Source organism: Streptomyces sp. NPDC001381 (assembly GCF_042895685.1).
In the GTDB taxonomy this organism is placed as follows: domain Bacteria; phylum Actinomycetota; class Actinomycetes; order Streptomycetales; family Streptomycetaceae; genus Streptomyces.
The window spans coordinates 22865-39192 of sequence record NZ_JBIAWO010000002.1; the positions used below are offsets into that span (position 1 = coordinate 22865).

Annotated in this window: 15 protein-coding genes; 2 read left to right on the plus strand and 13 right to left on the minus strand. The window is 70.8% G+C overall.

The annotated features are described in order from the left end of the window. Positions 1-85 precede the first annotated feature (85 nt). On the plus strand, positions 86-1237 hold the full coding sequence (locus ACFY2L_RS07185; RefSeq protein ID WP_390821728.1) for a glycerate kinase: 1152 nt from the start codon (positions 86-88) through the stop codon (positions 1235-1237). 211 nt (positions 1238-1448) lie between these two features. Here the strand turns inward: ACFY2L_RS07185 and pssA are convergent, their stop codons facing one another. The 12 genes from pssA to ACFY2L_RS07245 form a co-directional block, all read right to left on the minus strand. Then, positions 1449-2267, minus strand: a complete 819-nt coding sequence (gene pssA, locus ACFY2L_RS07190) for a CDP-diacylglycerol--serine O-phosphatidyltransferase (RefSeq protein ID WP_390658990.1) — start codon at positions 2265-2267, stop codon at positions 1449-1451. Between the two features lie 22 nt (positions 2268-2289). After that, positions 2290-2946 carry a phosphatidylserine decarboxylase gene (locus tag ACFY2L_RS07195; RefSeq protein ID WP_390658808.1) on the minus strand — a complete coding sequence of 219 codons (657 nt, stop codon included), beginning with the start codon at positions 2944-2946 and terminating at the stop codon, positions 2290-2292. Between the two features lie 171 nt (positions 2947-3117). Continuing rightward, on the minus strand, positions 3118-4323 hold the full coding sequence (locus tag ACFY2L_RS07200; RefSeq protein ID WP_390658807.1) for an acyl-CoA dehydrogenase family protein: 1206 nt from the start codon (positions 4321-4323) through the stop codon (positions 3118-3120). A gap of 3 nt (positions 4324-4326) precedes the next feature. Further along, positions 4327-4839, minus strand: coding sequence for a MaoC family dehydratase (locus ACFY2L_RS07205; protein ID WP_093905754.1), 513 nt, complete (start codon positions 4837-4839; stop codon positions 4327-4329). Between the two features lie 5 nt (positions 4840-4844). Then, positions 4845-5804, minus strand: a complete 960-nt coding sequence (locus ACFY2L_RS07210; protein ID WP_386379252.1) for an HpcH/HpaI aldolase/citrate lyase family protein — start codon at positions 5802-5804, stop codon at positions 4845-4847. Then, positions 5801-7828 (minus strand): protein meaA, encoded by a 2028-nt coding sequence (locus tag ACFY2L_RS07215; protein WP_390658806.1) that lies wholly within the window; start codon positions 7826-7828, stop codon positions 5801-5803. Before ACFY2L_RS07215 ends, ACFY2L_RS07210 begins: the two co-directional genes overlap by 4 nt. Positions 7829-7845: 17 nt before the next feature. Further along, positions 7846-9183: a crotonyl-CoA carboxylase/reductase gene (gene ccrA, locus ACFY2L_RS07220; RefSeq protein ID WP_390658989.1), complete on the minus strand. Its 1338-nt coding sequence runs from the start codon at positions 9181-9183 to the stop codon at positions 7846-7848. A 430-nt stretch (positions 9184-9613) separates the two neighbouring features. Further along, entirely contained in the window at positions 9614-10429 is an 816-nt protein-coding gene (locus ACFY2L_RS07225) for a TetR family transcriptional regulator (protein ID WP_390658805.1), read from the minus strand. Positions 10430-10613: 184 nt separating this feature from the next. Further along, positions 10614-12419, minus strand: a complete 1806-nt coding sequence (locus tag ACFY2L_RS07230) for a 3-hydroxyacyl-CoA dehydrogenase family protein (RefSeq protein ID WP_390658804.1) — start codon at positions 12417-12419, stop codon at positions 10614-10616. A gap of 368 nt (positions 12420-12787) precedes the next feature. Continuing rightward, positions 12788-13402, minus strand: coding sequence for a hypothetical protein (locus ACFY2L_RS07235; protein WP_390821729.1), 615 nt, complete (start codon positions 13400-13402; stop codon positions 12788-12790). Between the two features lie 134 nt (positions 13403-13536). After that, the gene (locus ACFY2L_RS07240; protein ID WP_390821730.1) at positions 13537-13992 is read right to left on the minus strand and encodes a hypothetical protein; all 456 of its coding nucleotides are present in this window, start codon (positions 13990-13992) and stop codon (positions 13537-13539) included. Further along, positions 13989-14558: a hypothetical protein gene (locus ACFY2L_RS07245; RefSeq protein ID WP_390821731.1), complete on the minus strand. Its 570-nt coding sequence runs from the start codon at positions 14556-14558 to the stop codon at positions 13989-13991. Before ACFY2L_RS07245 ends, ACFY2L_RS07240 begins: the two co-directional genes overlap by 4 nt. A 579-nt stretch (positions 14559-15137) precedes the next feature. Between ACFY2L_RS07245 and ACFY2L_RS07250 the strand changes: the two genes are divergently transcribed. Continuing rightward, on the plus strand, positions 15138-15713 hold the full coding sequence (locus ACFY2L_RS07250; protein ID WP_390658800.1) for an adenylosuccinate lyase: 576 nt from the start codon (positions 15138-15140) through the stop codon (positions 15711-15713). 192 nt (positions 15714-15905) lie between these two features. Here the strand turns inward: ACFY2L_RS07250 and ACFY2L_RS07255 are convergent, their stop codons facing one another. Beyond that, on the minus strand, positions 15906-16304 hold the full coding sequence (locus tag ACFY2L_RS07255) for a RidA family protein (RefSeq protein WP_390658799.1): 399 nt from the start codon (positions 16302-16304) through the stop codon (positions 15906-15908). Between the last annotated feature and the right edge of the window lie 24 nt (positions 16305-16328).

Genomic DNA, 16328 nt, shown 5'->3' on the forward strand with positions numbered 1-16328 from the left:
CGGCGGGGGCGTCCTCCGGTTAAGGTCACTGCGGCGCGACTGGCCCTGACGTGCGCGGGGCCCGGAGAGCAAGGGGATGGAAACGGTGGCGGACGCTGCAGCGCAGGGCACCCGGCGGGTGCTCGTGGCCGCGGACAAGTTCAAGGGGTCGCTGACGGCCGTACAGGTCGCCGAGCGGGTGACGGCCGGGCTGCGCCGGGTCGTGCCGGACGCCGAGGTGGAGGCCCTGCCGGTCGCCGACGGCGGCGACGGCACGGTGGACGCGGCGGTCGCGGCCGGCTTCGAACGCCGGGAGGTACGGGTCGCCGGGCCCCTCGGGCACGAGGTCACCGCCGCGTTCGCGCTGCGCGGCGGCACCGCCGTGGTGGAGATGGCCGAGGCGAGCGGCCTGCAGCGGCTGCCGGCCGGTGTCTTCGCACCGCTCACGGCGTCGACGTACGGCTCCGGAGAGCTGCTGCGGGCCGCGCTGGACGCGGGCGCGCGGACGATCGTGTTCGGGGTCGGCGGCAGCGCCACCACGGACGGCGGCGCGGGCATGCTGTCCGCGCTCGGCGCGCGGTTCCTGGACGAGGAGGGGGAGCCGGTGGCGCCGGGCGGTGGCGGGCTCGCCGACCTCGCCCGGGCCGATCTGTCGGGGCTCGACCCCAGGCTGTCCGCGGTGGAGCTGATCCTCGCCAGCGACGTCGACAACCCGCTGACCGGGCCGAAGGGCGCGCCCGCGGTCTACGGGCCGCAGAAGGGTGCCTCCCCGGACGACGTCGACGCGCTGGACGCGGCGCTCACGCACTACGCGAAGGTGCTGGAGGCGGAGGCCGGGCCGCGTGTGGCGGAGTACGCGGCCGCGCCGGGCGCGGGGGCCGCGGGCGGTATCGGGTACGGGGCCCTGCTGCTGGGCGCCCGGTTCCGGGCCGGCATCGAGGTCATGCTCGACGTGCTGGGCTTCGCGCCGGCCCTGGAGCGGGCGGAGCTGGTGATCACGGGGGAGGGGTCGCTGGACGAGCAGACCCTGCACGGCAAGGCCCCCGCCGGCGTCGCCGCGGCCGCGCGCGCGGCCGGCAAGGAGGTCGTCGCCGTGTGCGGGCGCCTCGCCCTGCCGCCCGAGGCCCTGGGCCGGGCCGGCATCCGGCGGGCCTACCCGCTCACGGAGGCCGAGCCCGACGTCGCGACCTGCATCGCCGACGCCGGCCCCATCCTGGAACGGGTGGCGGAACAAATCGCCCGGGACTACCTGACCTGACCTGCCCGCCGACGGCCCTGGTCCGGGCTCGCGCCGTGTCTGGTCCGGGCTCGCGCCGTGTCATGGAACGGCCCCGCGCGCTATGGGCCGCCCCGCCCCGCCGTGGCCAGGGCGTCGACCCGCCCGACCGCGGCACCACGCCCGCCCGAGCACGAGGAAGGCCCCGAACCAGGAGGTTCGGGGCCTTCTCTGCGGGGGACCGGCGGTTCCGCTACGGCAGCTGGGCCGCTCGGGCCTCGCGCCGGTTGTCGCGGAAGTTGTTCACCCGGCGGGCCGTGGCGAACAGCGGGATGACCGCGCCCATGACCAGCTGCAGCGCGCAGCCCGTCTGCAGGAGCAGCTGGCCGCTGGGGGCGTCGAAGGCCCAGGCGGCCAGGAGCCCCATCGACAGCACGATCCAGCACAGCATCGCGCCGGCGAGGCGGCCCCGCGGCTTCGGGTACTCCACCCGGCTCACCATCAGCCAGGCGGTGCCCAGGATCGCCAGCAGGGTGGCCACGAAGGGCAGCTCCAGCAGGACGATCGAGACGACCGTCAGCGCGCCGAACGGCGAGGGCATGCCCTGGAACATGCCGTTCGTCGGGGTGACGCACGAGAAGCGCGCCAGGCGCAGTACCACGGCCAGCAGAACGACGATCGCGCCGACCGCCGCCACCCGCTGGTGCGCGTCGTCGGCGACCATGCCGTAGACGAGGACGAAGTACGCCGGGGCCAGACCGAAGCTGATCAGGTCCGAGAGGTTGTCCAGCTCGGCGCCCATCGGCGAGGAACGGAGCTTGCGCGCCACCAGGCCGTCGAACAGGTCGAAGACCGCCGCGCAGAGCATCAGGATGACCGCCGTGGCCGCGCTGTGGCGGGCCATGCCGGACTCCTGGCTGCCGGTGAGGTGCGGGATCAGGATCCCGGTGGTGGTGAAGTACACCGCCATGAAGCCGCACGTGGCGTTGCCGAGGGTGAGCGTGTCCGCTATCGACAGACGCAGAGAGAGGGGCATCTCCTCCTCTTCGTCCACCTCGTCGGCCTCGGGCACCCAGCCCGCCTGGGTCTCCGGGTCAATCACGGTCAATGCGAGTCACCCCCGCCACGGTCTTCTGCCCGACCTCGACCGCGACGTCCACGCCCTCGGGCAGGTAGATGTCGACGCGCGAACCGAAGCGGATCAGGCCGATCCGCTCGCCCTGCTCGACCTTCGTGCCCTCAGGGATGTAGGGGACGATACGGCGGGCGACGGCACCGGCGATCTGGATCATCTCGATGTCACCGAGCTCGGTGTCGAAGTGCCAGACGACGCGCTCGTTGTTCTCGCTCTCCTTGTTGAACGCGGGAACGAAGCCGCCGGGGATGTGCTCGACCGACGTCACCGTGCCGGCCAGCGGCGCGCGGTTGACGTGGACGTTGAGCGGGCTCATGAAGATCGCCACCCGGGTGCGTCCGTCCTTCCACGGCATGATGCTCTGCACCACTCCGTCGGCGGGGGAGATGACCCGGCCCGGGGCGATCTCGCGCTCGGGGTCGCGGAAGAACCACAGCATGCCCGCCGCGAGAGCGGTGGCGGGCACGGCGACGGCCTTGGCGACGCCCGAGCGGCGGGCGCGGACCAGGCTGACGGCTGCGGTGGCGACGGTCGGCAGAAGCCACGGCGATGCTCCGCGCGCGAGGCGTGCGCCTACCAGGCGGTCGCGGTGTGCAGAGGTTTGGCTGTGGGGCATGGATGACCTTCGTAGCGGATGATGCCGCGCTTCGACGGGGGGACGGCGGCTTTCCGGCGATCGTAGCGGTTCGGGGGCGCAACTGGGTAAGCCAGGAAGCCGAGTCGGCGGCCGAGGGAAGTTGACGGGGTGTGATCTTCTTCTCGAAGAAAACACCCCCAACCCGGACATCTATCCCTGGAACCGATACTCTTCGAGCAGTCGGCGCCCAATGATCATTTTCTGGATTTCGGCGGTACCTTCACCGATCAGCAGCATCGGGGCCTCACGGTAGAGGCGCTCGATCTCGTACTCCTTGGAGAAGCCGTAACCCCCGTGGATCCGGAAGGCGTCCTCCACGACCTCTTTGCAGTACTCGGAGGCGAGGTACTTCGCCATACCGGCCTCGAGGTCGTTACGTTCGCCGGAGTCCTTTTTGCGTGCCGCGTTCACCATCATGGCATGCGCGGCCTCGACCTTGGTAGCCATCTCGGCGAGCTTGAACTGGATCGCCTGGTGCTGGGCGATCGGCTTGCCGAAAGTGTGACGCTGCTGGGCGTACTGGACGCCCAGTTCGAACGCACGCTGAGCGACGCCGCAGCCACGCGCCGCCACGTTCACGCGGCCCACTTCGACGCCGTCCATCATTTGGTAAAAACCTCGGCCGGTGACCCCTCCGAGCACCCGATCGGCGGGAAGCCGCAGGCCATCCATGATCAGCTCGGTGGTGTCGACGCCCTTGTAGCCCATCTTCTCGATCTTGCCCGGGATGGTCAGGCCGGGGCGGACCTCACCGAAGCCGGGCTCCTTCTCGATCAGGAAGGTCGTCATGGACTTGTGGGGCGCCGTGCCCTCGGGGTGTCCTTCGTCACTCCGGACCAGAACGGCCACCAGGGACGACGTGCCGCCGTTCGTCAGCCACATCTTCTGACCGTTCAGGACGTACTCGTCGCCGTCCCTGACCGCCTTCGACGTGATCGCCGAGACGTCCGAGCCCAGGGCCGGCTCCGACATCGAGAACGCGCCGCGGATGTCGCCGGCCGCCATCCGCGGAAGGAAGTGGTCCTTCTGCTCCTGCGTGCCGTGCTGCTTGAGCATGTACGCCACGATGAAGTGCGTGTTGATGATCCCGGAGACGGACATCCAGCCGCGGGCGATCTCCTCGACGCACAGGGCGTACGTCAGGAGCGACTCGCCCAGACCCCCGTACTCCTCGGGGATCATCAGGCCGAACAGACCCAGTTCCTTGAGGCCGTCGACGATCTGCTGGGGGTACTCGTCACGGTGCTCCAGCTGGGTGGCGACCGGAATGATCTCCTTGTCCACGAAGTCGCGGACGGTGGAGAGGATCTCCTGCTGGACGTCGGTCAGACCGGCGGTCTGGGCGAGACGGGCCATGGCTTACTTCTCCTGCGACTTCAGCTCCGGGCGGCCGGGCTGCTCGCCGCCGCGCTCCTTGATGTACGTCTCGGTCGGCACCATCACCTTGCGGCGGAACACGCAGACCAGCGTGCCGTCCTGCTTGTAGCCCTTGGTCTCGACGTAGACGATCCCGCGGTCGTTCTTCGACTTGGACGGCCACTTGTCGAGCACGGTCGTCTGGCCGTAGATCGTGTCGCCGTGGAAGGTCGGCGCCACGTGCTTGAGCGACTCGATCTCCAGGTTGGCGATCGCCTTGCCGGAGATGTCCGGCACGCTCATGCCGAGCAGCAGCGAGTAGATGTAGTTGCCCACGACGACGTTCTTGCCGAAGTCGGTCGTCTTCTCCGCATAGTTGGTGTCCATGTGGAGCGGGTGGTGGTTCATCGTGAGGAGACAGAACAGGTGGTCGTCGTACTCCGTGACCGTCTTGCCCGGCCAGTGCTTGTACGTCGCCCCGACCTCGAACTCCTCGTAGGTGCGTCCGAACTGCATCGCGCTCAGGCCTCCGGGATCTCGAACTTGCTGGTGCGCTGCATGCCGGCGGCGCGGCCCTTGCCGGAGATGACCAGGGCCATCTTGCGGCTGGCCTCGTCGATCATCTCGTCGCCGAGCATCGCGGAGCCCTTCTTGCCGCCCGCCTCGGACGTGTAGTAGTCGTACGCGTCCAGGATCAGCTCGGCGTGGTCGTAGTCCTCCTGAGACGGCGAGAAGATCTCGTTGGACGCCTCGACCTGGCCCGGGTGCAGCACCCACTTTCCGTCGAAGCCGAGGGCGGCGGCGCGCTGGGCGACCGCGCGGTAGCCGTCGATGTTGCGGATCTGCAGGTAGGGGCCGTCGATCGCCTGGAGGTTGTTGGCGCGGGCGGCCATCAGGATCTTCATCAGGATGTAGTGGTAGGCGTCCGCCGGGTAGCCGGGCGGCTGCTCGCCCACGACCAGCGACTTCATGTTGATCGACGCCATGAAGTCGGCCGGGCCGAAGATGATCGTCTCCACGCGCGGGGAGGCCTGCGCGATGGCGTTGACGTTGTTCAGGCCCTGCGCATTCTCGATCTGCGCCTCGATGCCGATCTTGCCGACCTCGAAGCCCATCGTCTTCTCGATCTGCGTCAGCAGCAGGTCCAGCGCGACGACCTGCTCGGCGGTCTGCACCTTCGGCAGCATGATGCAGTCGAGGTTCTGGCCGGCGCCCTCGACGACGGTCACGACGTCGCGGTACGTCCACTCGGTCGTCCAGTCGTTGACACGCACGACGCGCGTCTTGCCCGTCCAGTCGCCCTCGTTGAGGAACTTGACGATGGTGTGCCGCGCCTCGGGCTTGGCGAGCGGCGCGCACGCGTCCTCCAGGTCGAGGAAGACCTGGTCCGCCGGGAGGCCCTGCGCCTTCTCCAGGAAGCGCGGGTTGCTGCCCGGTACCGCGAGACACGAGCGGCGGGGACGCAGACGGTTGACGGTCATGCGGGGACCTCCAGGGGGTCGAGCTTGTTCGCTTTCCGGATCTCGTCGACGATGCGGCCGATGATTCCGGTGATGTCGAAGTCCTTCGGGGTGAACACCGCTGCCACTCCGGCGGCCCTGAGCTGCTCGGCGTCCCCGTTGGGGATGATGCCACCGGCGATCACCGGTATATCTGTGGCACCGGCCACACGCAGCCTTTCGAGCACGTCGGGGACCAGCTGCGCGTGCGAGCCGGAGAGGATCGACAGCCCCACCGCGTGCACGTCCTCGGCGAGCGCCGCGTCCACGATCTGCTCGGGCGTCAGCCGGATGCCCTGGTAGACCACCTCGAAGCCGGCGTCCCGCGCGCGCACCGCGATCTGCTCGGCGCCGTTGGAGTGCCCGTCCAGGCCGGGCTTGCCGACCAGGAAGCGCAGCTTGCCCACGCCGAGGTCCTTGGCCGTCACCTCCACCTTGCGGCGGACGTCGGCCATGGCCGACCCCTCCTCGGCCGGAACCGCGACCGGCGCCGAGGAGACCCCCGTCGGGGCGCGGAACTCGCCGAACACCTCGCGCAGGGCCCCGGCCCACTCGCCGGTCGTGACCCCGGCGCGGGCGCACTCCAGGGTGGCCTCCATGAGGTTGTCGGTGCCCTTGGCGGCCTCCTTCAGCCGCTCCAGCGCCTTGCAGGGGCGCGGGTGGTTGAAGGGCGGCTGGTAGCGGGTGTCGCGCCAGTTCTGCAGGGAGGCGACGACCCGGGCCTCGACGGCCGGGTCGACCGTCTGGATCGCCGTGTCGAGGTCGGCGGTCAGCGGGTTGGGCTCGGTCGTCTCGAAGATGTTGACGCCGACGATCTTCTCCTGCCCGGACTCGATCCGGGCCCGGCGCTCGGCGTGCGAGGAGACCAGCTGCGACTTGAGGTAGCCGGACTCGACGGCGGCCATCGCGCCGCCCATCTCCTGGATCCGGTCGATCTCCGCGAAGGACTCCTCGACCAGCCGGCTCACCTTCGCCTCGACGACGTGCGAGCCCTCGAAGATGTCCTCGTACTCCAGCAGGTCGCTCTCGTGGGCGAGCACCTGCTGGATGCGCAGCGACCACTGCTGGTCCCACGGGCGGGGCAGGCCCAGGGCCTCGTTCCACGCCGGGAGCTGCACGGCACGCGCCCGCGCGTCCTTGGAGAGCGTCACGGCCAGCATCTCCAGCACGATCCGCTGGACGTTGTTCTCCGGCTGCGCCTCGGTCAGACCGAGCGAGTTGACCTGGACGCCGTACCGGAAGCGGCGCTGCTTGGGGTCCTCGATGCCGTACCGCTCGCGGGTGATCCGGTCCCAGATGCGGCCGAAGGCGCGCATCTTGCACATCTCCTCGATGAAGCGGACGCCCGCGTTCACGAAGAAGGAGATCCGGGCGACCACGTCACCGAACTTCTCGGCCGGCACCTGGCCGGAGTCGCGGACGGCGTCCAGCACCGCGATGGCGGTGGACATCGCGTACGCGATCTCCTGGACCGGCGTGGCGCCCGCCTCCTGCAGGTGGTAGCTGCAGATGTTGATCGGGTTCCACTTCGGGATGTGGGAGACCGTGTACGCGATCATGTCCGTCGTCAGCCGGAGCGAGGGCCCCGGCGGGAACACGTGCGTGCCCCGGGAGAGGTACTCCTTGACGATGTCGTTCTGGGTCGTGCCCTGGAGCCGGCTGATGTCCGCGCCCTGCTCCTCCGCGACGACCTGGTAGAGCGCCAGCAGCCACATGGCGGTGGCGTTGATGGTCATCGAGGTGTTCATCTGCTCCAGGGGGATGTCCTGGAACAGCCTGCGCATGTCACCGAGGTGCGCCACCGGCACACCGACCCGGCCGACCTCGCCGCGGGCGAGGACGTGGTCGGAGTCGTAGCCGGTCTGCGTGGGCAGGTCGAACGCCACCGACAGGCCCGTCTGCCCCTTGGCGAGGTTGCGCCGGTACAGCTCGTTGGACGCCTCGGCCGTGGAGTGACCGGCGTACGTGCGCATGAGCCACGGCCGGTCCTTCTGACGCTCAGTCATCTATGACCCCGGGTGTCTCAGATGTTGCGGAAGCGGTTGATGGCGTCGATGTGCTGGGCGCGCTTCTCCTCGTCGCGCACGCCCAGGCCCTCCTCGGGGGCCAGGCACAGCACGCCGACCTTGCCCTGGTGGAGGTTGCGGTGCACGTCGTAGGCGGCCTGGCCGGTCTCCTCCAGGGAGTAGACCTTCGACAGGGTGGGGTGGATCTTGCCCTTCGCGATGAGCCGGTTGGCCTCCCAGGCCTCGCGGTAGTTGGCGAAGTGCGAGCCGATGATCCGCTTCAGGGACATCCACAGGTAGCGGTTGTCGTACTCGTGCATGTAGCCCGAGGTCGAGGCGCAGGTGGTGATGGTGCCGCCCTTGCGGGTGACGTAGACCGACGCGCCGAAGGTCTCGCGGCCGGGGTGCTCGAAGACGATGTCGATGTCCTCGCCGCCGGTCAGCTCGCGGATGCGCTTGCCGAAGCGCTTCCACTCCTTGGGGTCCTGGGTGTGCTCGTCCTTCCAGAACTTGTAGCCCTCGGCGTTGCGGTCGATGATCGCCTCGGCGCCCATCGAACGGCAGATGTCCGCCTTCTGGGGGCTGCTCACCACACAGATGGGGTTGGCGCCGCCGGCCAGCGCGAACTGCGTGGCGTAGGAGCCCAGGCCGCCGCTCGCGCCCCAGATCAGGACGTTGTCGCCCTGCTTCATGCCGGCGCCGTTGCGGGAGACCAGCTGCCGGTAGGCGGTGGAGTTGACCAGACCCGGGGCGGCGGCCTCCTCCCAGCTGAGGTGGTCCGGCTTCGGCATCAGCTGGTTGGACTTGACCAGCGCGATCTCGGCGAGGCCGCCGAAGTTGGTCTCGAAGCCCCAGATGCGCTGCTCGGGGTCGAGCATGGTGTCGTTGTGGCCGTCCGACGACTCCAGCTCGACGCTGAGGCAGTGGGCGACGACCTCGTCACCGGGCTTCCAGGCGTTGACGCCGGGACCGGTGCGCAGGACGACGCCCGCGAGGTCGGAGCCGATGATGTGGTACGGCAGGTCGTGCCGCTTGGTCAGCTCGCTGAGGCGGCCGTAGCGCTCCAGGAAGCCGAACGTGGACAGCGGCTCGAAGATCGAGGTCCACACGGAGTTGTAGTTGACCGAGGAGGCCATGACGGCCACCAGGGCCTCGCCCGGGCCGAGCTCGGGCAGCGGGACCTCGTCGAGGTGGATCGACTTGCGCGGGTCCTTGTCGCGGGTCGCGAGGCCCGCGAACATCTCGGTCTCGTCCTTGTGCACGGTGATCGCGCGGTACGACTCGGGGAGCGGCAGGGCGGCGAAGTCGGCCGGCGTCGATTCCGGCGACTGGATCGCGTCCAGGATGTCCTTCACGGTCACGGTGATGCCTCCGGCGGTGAGCGCCCTGAGGGCGGGGCGCTGAGGGTTACGTCGGTGCTGCTGAGGGTGGGTGGGAAGGTGCCGTCGGTTCGGCGGTGGTGCTGTTCGGCAGCGCTTTGTGGCGCGGGAGGTTGCCTGTGACGCAGGCGTCCGGGCGCGCGAGCCGTCGGCTTGCGGGGACAGCCGGCGTACGTATGGTCTCTGCACGCCGGCCGCCCGGACTCCTTCAACGTATGACACCGCGTGTCACCCCGCAAGGCACTGAGTGCCAGAACTTCCTCTCAGCTGAAATCTTTACGTAACAAATGAGCGATGATCGATCGAACTGCCTCGGAAATCCGCGTGAAAAGGGGCTCTGACATGCCAAAACGGCCACCCGGTGGGGTGGCCGTCATCACAGGGGCCGGGCTGCGGGAGAGGGGGCTCAGCGCTCCTTGAGCGCCTGCTCGATGGTGCGCATGACCTCGTCCAGCGGTGCGTCGGTGCGGGCGACCGTCACCAGCACCTCGCCCTGGGCGGAGACCGCCGCGGGGACCTGCTGCGCGGGGGCGGCACCGTTGCGTCCGGCGCCGATGCCGGTGCCGAAGGTCCTGCGGACGATGGCGAAGGCGTGGTCGAGCTGTGCCTCGACGTCGCCCTGACCGCCGGCCCGCAGCCAGCGCCGCAGCACGTGGTTGTGGGCGGTGACCACGGCGGAGGCGGCGACCTCGGCGAGCAGCGGGTCGTCGTTGGCGTCGTCGTCGTGCGCGTGCTCGTCGAAGTGGCCGAGCAGGTAGCGGGTGAAGAGCCGCTCGTAGCGGGCCACCGAGGCGATCTCCGCCTCGCGCAGGGTGGGCACCTCACGCGTCAGCTTGTAGCGGGCGACCGAGATCTCCGGGCGGCCCGCGTACATCTTCATGACCTCCTTGATGCCGCGGCACACGGTGTCGAGGGGGTGCTCGTGCGCCGGGGCCGCGTTGAGGACGGCCTCGGCGCGGATCAGGGTGTCGTCGTGGTCGGGGAAGATGGCCTCTTCCTTGGAGCGGAAGTGGCGGAAGAAGGTGCGGCGTGCGACGCCGGCCGCGGCCGCGATCTCGTCGACGGTGGTCGCCTCGTACCCCTTCGTCGCGAACAGCTCCATGGCCGCGGCCGCCAGTTCGCGGCGCATCCTGAGCCGTTGGGCGGCCGCGCGGCCGCCCGCGGCACTCTCCGGCGCGTCGGGCGTGGCTGGTGTACGTGGGGACCTGGCGGGCTGGGACATGACCCGAACGTACTGCATGTGCGCAGCTCGATGCGCAGGTCCGGGGTTTCCCCCGCCCGGGAGAGGCGGGGGACCGCCGGGCCGGAGCGGGGGGAGACGCCCGGGCCGGGCGGGTGTCGGATGCCCGCCCGGGTCCAGCAGCCCGCCCCAGTCCCGGTCCCCTTCGAACCCGTCGCCGGCGCCGTCAGCGGCGGGCATATTCGCGGAAGCCGCGGCCGGTCTTGCGGCCGAGGCAGCCCGCGGCCACCAGGTGCTCCAGGAGCGGGGCCGGGGCGAGGCCCGGGTCGCGGAACTCGCGGTGCAGGACCTTCTCGATGGCGAGGGAGACGTCCAGCCCGACGACGTCCAGCAGCTCGAACGGGCCCATCGGGTAACCGCCGCCCAGCTTCATCGCGGCGTCGATGTCGTCGAGGGAGGCGTAGTGCTCCTGCACCATCTTGATCGCGTTGTTGAGGTACGGGAACAGCAGGGCGTTCACGATGAAGCCCGCACGGTCCCCGCAGTCGACGGCGTGCTTCCTGATCCGTCCGCACACCTCGTGGACCGTCGCGTGGACGTCCTCGGCCGTCAGCACGGTACGGACGACCTCGACCAGCTTCATGGCCGGCGCCGGGTTGAAGAAGTGCATCCCGATGACGTCCTGCGGGCGCGAGGTGGCGCGGGCGCAGGCGACCACCGGCAGCGACGAGGTGGTGGTGGCCAGGACGGCACCCGGCTTGCACACCTTGTCCAGCGTCGCGAACAGCTGCTGCTTGATCTCCAGGTCCTCGGCGACCGCCTCGACGGCCAGATCGACGTCGGCGAAGGCGTCGTAGCCGCCGGCCGGGGTGATCCGCTCCAGGGTCTGCGCGGCGGCCTCGGCGGTCATCCGGCCCTTGTCGACGGACCGGGCGAGCGACTTGCCGATACGGGCCTTCGCCGTCTGCGCCTTCTCCTCGCTGCGGGCGGCCAGGACGACGTCGTAGCCCGCCTTGGCGAACACCTCGGCGATGCCGGAGGCCATGGTGCCGGACCCGGCGACGCCGACGCTGCGGACCTCGCGCCCCGGCGTCCCGGTCCCGCCGGAGACGGGCGTCAGCGCGTCCGGGACGACCGTCGCGCTGCCCGGCGCCTCGTACGTGTAGAAACCGCGGCCCGCCTTACGGCCCGTCAGACCCGCCTCGCTGAGCTGCTTGAGGATCGGGGCGGGGGCGTGCAGCCGGTCGCGGGACTCGGCGTACATGGCCTCGAGGACCGTACGGGCCGTGTCGACGCCGATCAGGTCGAGCAGGGCGAGCGGGCCCATCGGCAGGCCGCAGCCGAGCCGCATCGCGGCGTCGATGTCCTCGCGGGAGGCGTACCGCGCCTCGTACATCGCGGCGGCCTGGTTGAGGTAGCCGAACAGCAGCCCGTCCGCGACGAACCCGGGGCGGTCGCCGACCGCGACGGGCTCCTTGCCGAGGTCGAGGGCGAGGTTGGTGACAGCGGTGACGGCGGCCGGCGCGGTGAGCACCGAGGAGACCACCTCGACCAGCTTCATCGCGGGCGCCGGGTTGAAGAAGTGCAGGCCCAGCACCCGCTCCGGGCGCGCCGACTCGGCGGCGAGCCGGGTCACCGACAGGGCGTTGGTGCCGGTCGCGAGGATCGTGTCCGGCCGCACGATCCCGTCCAGCTCACGGAAGATCGGCTGCTTGATCTCGTACGACTCCGGGGCCACCTCGATCACCAGGTCGGCGTCGGCCGCCGCGCGCAGGTCGGTGGAGGTGCGGACCCGGGCGAGGGCGTCGGCGCGCTCCTCCTCGGTCAGCCGGCCGCGCTGCACGGCGCGGGCGGTGGAGGCCTCCAGGGCGGCGAGCGACCGCGCCGCCTGGGCCTCGCTGATGTCGATGCCGATCACCTCGCGGCCGGCCTTGGCCAGGACCTCGGTGATGCCGGTGCCCATGGTGCCGAGGCCGACGACGGCGATCGTCCGGAGCGGGGACAGAGGGGTGTCGGACAGGGGAGTGGCCATCGCGGGACTCCAGAGAAAGAGGGTGACGACTGGGAACGCCCCCAGGTGCGCCGGAAAGCCTCTGCGAGGCCCGGGCGCACCGGGTGCGGAAGGAGTGCGGGTGTTGCCGGGCTACTGGCGCACACGCCCGGTGCCGCTCGCCGCGGGCGCGCACACGCCCACCGGACGAACGGGAATCCGACCGGCCCTGTCCCGGGACCGGGTCGTACATCGGTACCACGTACCGAACCGACTGCTCTCGCGGTGGCTGCGTCACCAGGCCGCCGCGAGGGATGAGCGAGTGGGTGACTCGCTCGTATGAGCTTAACCGGTGGGTAACGAGCGCGCCAGCCCTCGGCAGTGTGACCTGTTCCGCACGGGTGCGCGCGTCAGGAGCCGCCGTCCGAGGGGTCCTTGCGGCGGAGGTGGAGGAAGAGGGGGACGCCGGCGGCGACCCCGGTCATGCACACACCCGCCAGCGCCAGGAACCCGTTGGCGAGCGGGGAGTGGTCCAGCATCTGGTGGATGCCCAGGGCGACGCAGATGAGCGAAGCGGTGGCCAGCAGGCCGAGGACGGCCCCGAGGGCGAGCGTCCGGCGCGCGGGGCGCACCGCCGGGCTGCCGGACGCCGGGCGTGGTCCCTTCCCGGGGGCGGGGGCGGGGGTGGACACAGGGACAGGGACGGGAACGGGCGCGGGGGTGGTGTCGGATCCGGGTGCGGGTGCGGGTGCGGGTGCGGGTGCGGGTGGGGGTGCGGGGGCGGGTGTGCGGACGGCGCCGGATCCGGGCGTGGCGGCGTCGGGTTCGGGTGCGGGGCCGGGCGCGGGCGTGGTGCGGGACGCGGGGGGCGGGGTGTCCGTGCCGGTGTCCGGTCCGGGCGCGGTGCCGGAGTCCGCCCCGGTGTGCGGGCCGGTCTCGGGTGTCGTACGGGCGTGGGGTATGCCCGCCCTCGTCGCGTTGCTGCATCTCGCGACGGTCTGCCGGGGGGTGCCGTGGGTCGCCATCGTCGTGCTCTCTGTTCTCGCGGCGGGGCGTGGGGGGTGCGGGGGTGCGCCGGAGACCGCCGCTCCCGCGGCCGTGGCCCGTGGGCCGGGGCCGCGGGAGCGGCGGCTCCGTCATGACGTCGGACGGCCGGCGGCTATGCGCCGGCCGACGACGCCACGATGGTCCGCCCGCCCCGGGTGGGCGGGCTCATGGTGTGGTCCGGGTGGCGGGAGCGGCCGTCGTGAGCACGGTGCTCGCGCCCCTCGGTGTCGGCGTGGTCGCCGGTGCGTCCGGCGCCCGGGCCGGTCGTGGGACGGATGCTCTCCCCGTGGAGCAGCCGGTCCAGGACCAGGCGGACGACCGCCCCGCGCGGCAGATGGCGCAGTACGAGCAGCGCGCGTCGCGTGGCGGACGTGCCGTGGCCGGTGTCGAAGTACAGCGGCGACGTCCAGGGAGCGCGGCCGGGATCGCCCCCGGCGGCCCGGCGCCGGATCTCCGCCTCGATGTCCTCGAAGTACCGGGCGTCGTTCTCCCGCCACTCCTCAGGAGTGGGCGGAGCGGCATGATCGATGAGACGCGCCTTGCGGCGGTGAGCCGTCACATGGGTCATTCCTTGTCCTTCCTTCTCTCGATCTCTATGTCGAAGAAGCTCGTCTGCAGCTCCTCCACGGAGACCCCGGCGCGCGTCAGGAGGGATCTGGCCCGTGCCATGAGCTTGCTGGTCCAGCCCTCGGAGCGGTCCAGCAGCCCGGCGGTCCGGACGTTGGTCCAGCCCAGGTGGGCTATGGCCCGGAAGACGGCCCGCTCCTTGCGCGGCAGGTCGTCGACCGCGACCAGCCACGGGAGGAGTTCCTCGTCCAGTTCGCCGAGCCGGGGGCCGTACAGGGAGACGAGCGGGACCAGGTGCACCTCGTACGGGCCGCAACCGTCCCGTACGCGCTTCATCCCGTCGGCCGCGAGCTGCATGCTCGCGTCCATCAGCCGCTCGTACGTCTCCTCGACGCTCGTGCCGGCAGGCAGCCGGGGCAGGGTCACGGTGAAGGCCTCCATGGTGACGGCCGTGATGTTGCAACGCGGGTCGTCGTAGGTCTCGAACGTGTCGAGCCGCACCTGGTGGAACAGACCGCGCATCAGTTCCCCGTAGGAGGACGGATCGAATGGCGGGGGAGAACTCATGTGGTCAAGGCCCTTCGGACAAGACGACGGCGCCGCCGGGCGCCTCGGTGCAGGAGCCCAGCGGCTCCGCATCGACGGCACCCATCATCAGGGAGGAGGCCGTCGACCCTTTCCTGTCGGTTCCAGCGTCCATCTGACGGCTCATTACTTATCAGTAGCAACGCTTTTGATCGTTCCTGCTCGGACCACCGCTCATGGCTGTGGTTACTGCGGAGATGTGCCAACAGCAGGCGCTTCCTGTGCTGTTGGGTGCGTCATCGTACTGACGGGGGCGGTCGGCCCTTTCCGCCTCGAAAATTCACTCGTGCGAACTAATGTGCTTCGAAAATCAGCCGAACATGACCGTCGTTGAACGAAGTTGAGTCTGAAGGTGCTTTCTCTGCTCGTGGTCCATGGCATTGCTGCACGTCGCTGAGGGGGAGGGGATCGCGTGGAGGGGTGCCGCGGCCCTGGAGGGGAACGGGTGCGCATACATCGGAGGCGCATTCGAATCCGTCGCCAGTGCGCTGGTTGTGCTTCCATGCGCCGCTGCGCGCCGCCCGGTCCCCGGGGTGTGTCCCAGCCCCTACCCTCGAGGACATGGACGAAGAGTTGCGATCACTCACGGAGCGCTTACGGCGGGAGTCGGGTGGCACGGCCGCGTTCGAACGGCTCGCGGCCACCGAGGACCGCGACGCACTGGCGGACGTGCTCACCGAGCCGGGGCAGCCGCTGTGGGCCCGGGAGCTGGCCGCCTTCCGGCTGGGGCTCGCGGGGGACCCGCGGGCGTTCGAGGCGCTCGTGCTGCTCCTCAACCACCGCGACCCGCCGCGCTGCGCCTCCGCCGCCCACGCCCTGGCCCGCCTCGGTGATCCCCGCACCGCACGCGCCGCCGCGGCCCTGGCCACCAACGAACTGCGCGTCGCCTACGCCCTGCACCCCGTCCGGCTCCTGGTGCGGCTGCGCGCGCCCGAGGCGGTGCCCGCGCTGATCACCACCCTCCGGCGCCGGCTCACCCCGCACGACCCCTACCGACGGGTGGCCCTGGCCTGCGTGGAGGGGCTCGGCTCGCTCGGCGACGACCGCGCCCGGCCCGTGCTGAACGAGGCCCTCGCGCATCCCGCGCTCGCCGAGGCCGCCGTGCACGCGCTGGCGCGGATTCCCCGCCAGCGGTAGGCGGCCGGCGGGACCGGCGGGCCGTGAGACCGCCCGGCCGCCACGCTGCCGGACCGTCGGTCCGTCACTCCGTCGGCCCGTCACACGGTTCCGGCCGTTGCCTTGCCGGGCCGCCGAACTGTCAGGCCGTCGGACTGTCAGGCCGTCACCAGGACGCTTCCCCGCCGGAACAGCGCTCTGTACGGCTCGCGGTCATGCCCCGAGGACCGCGAACGCCTCGATCTCCATCAGGAACTCCGGGCGGACCAGCGCGGCGACCTGGACGGCCGAGGCGGCCGGGAGGCGGTCGTCGGGTATGTGGGCGGCGCGGGCCGCGCGGATCGCGGGCATGTGGGCCATGTCCGTGACGAAGTAGGTCAGTTTGACGACGTCGTCGAAGCCGGCGCCCGCCGCGGCGAGGCAGCGCCGCAGGTTCTCGAAGACCTGACGGGCCTGCGCCCCCGGGTCCCCCTCGCCGACCAGCGCGCCGTGCTCGTCGAGGGGGAGCTGGCCGGAGATCGCCACGAAACGGCCGGAGCCCATGACCACGTGGGTGTACTGGGCCGCTGGGGCGACCCCGTCGGGGGCGGGAATCCTGGTCGGTTCGCTCATGCGTCCATGGTGGACCACGGGTCC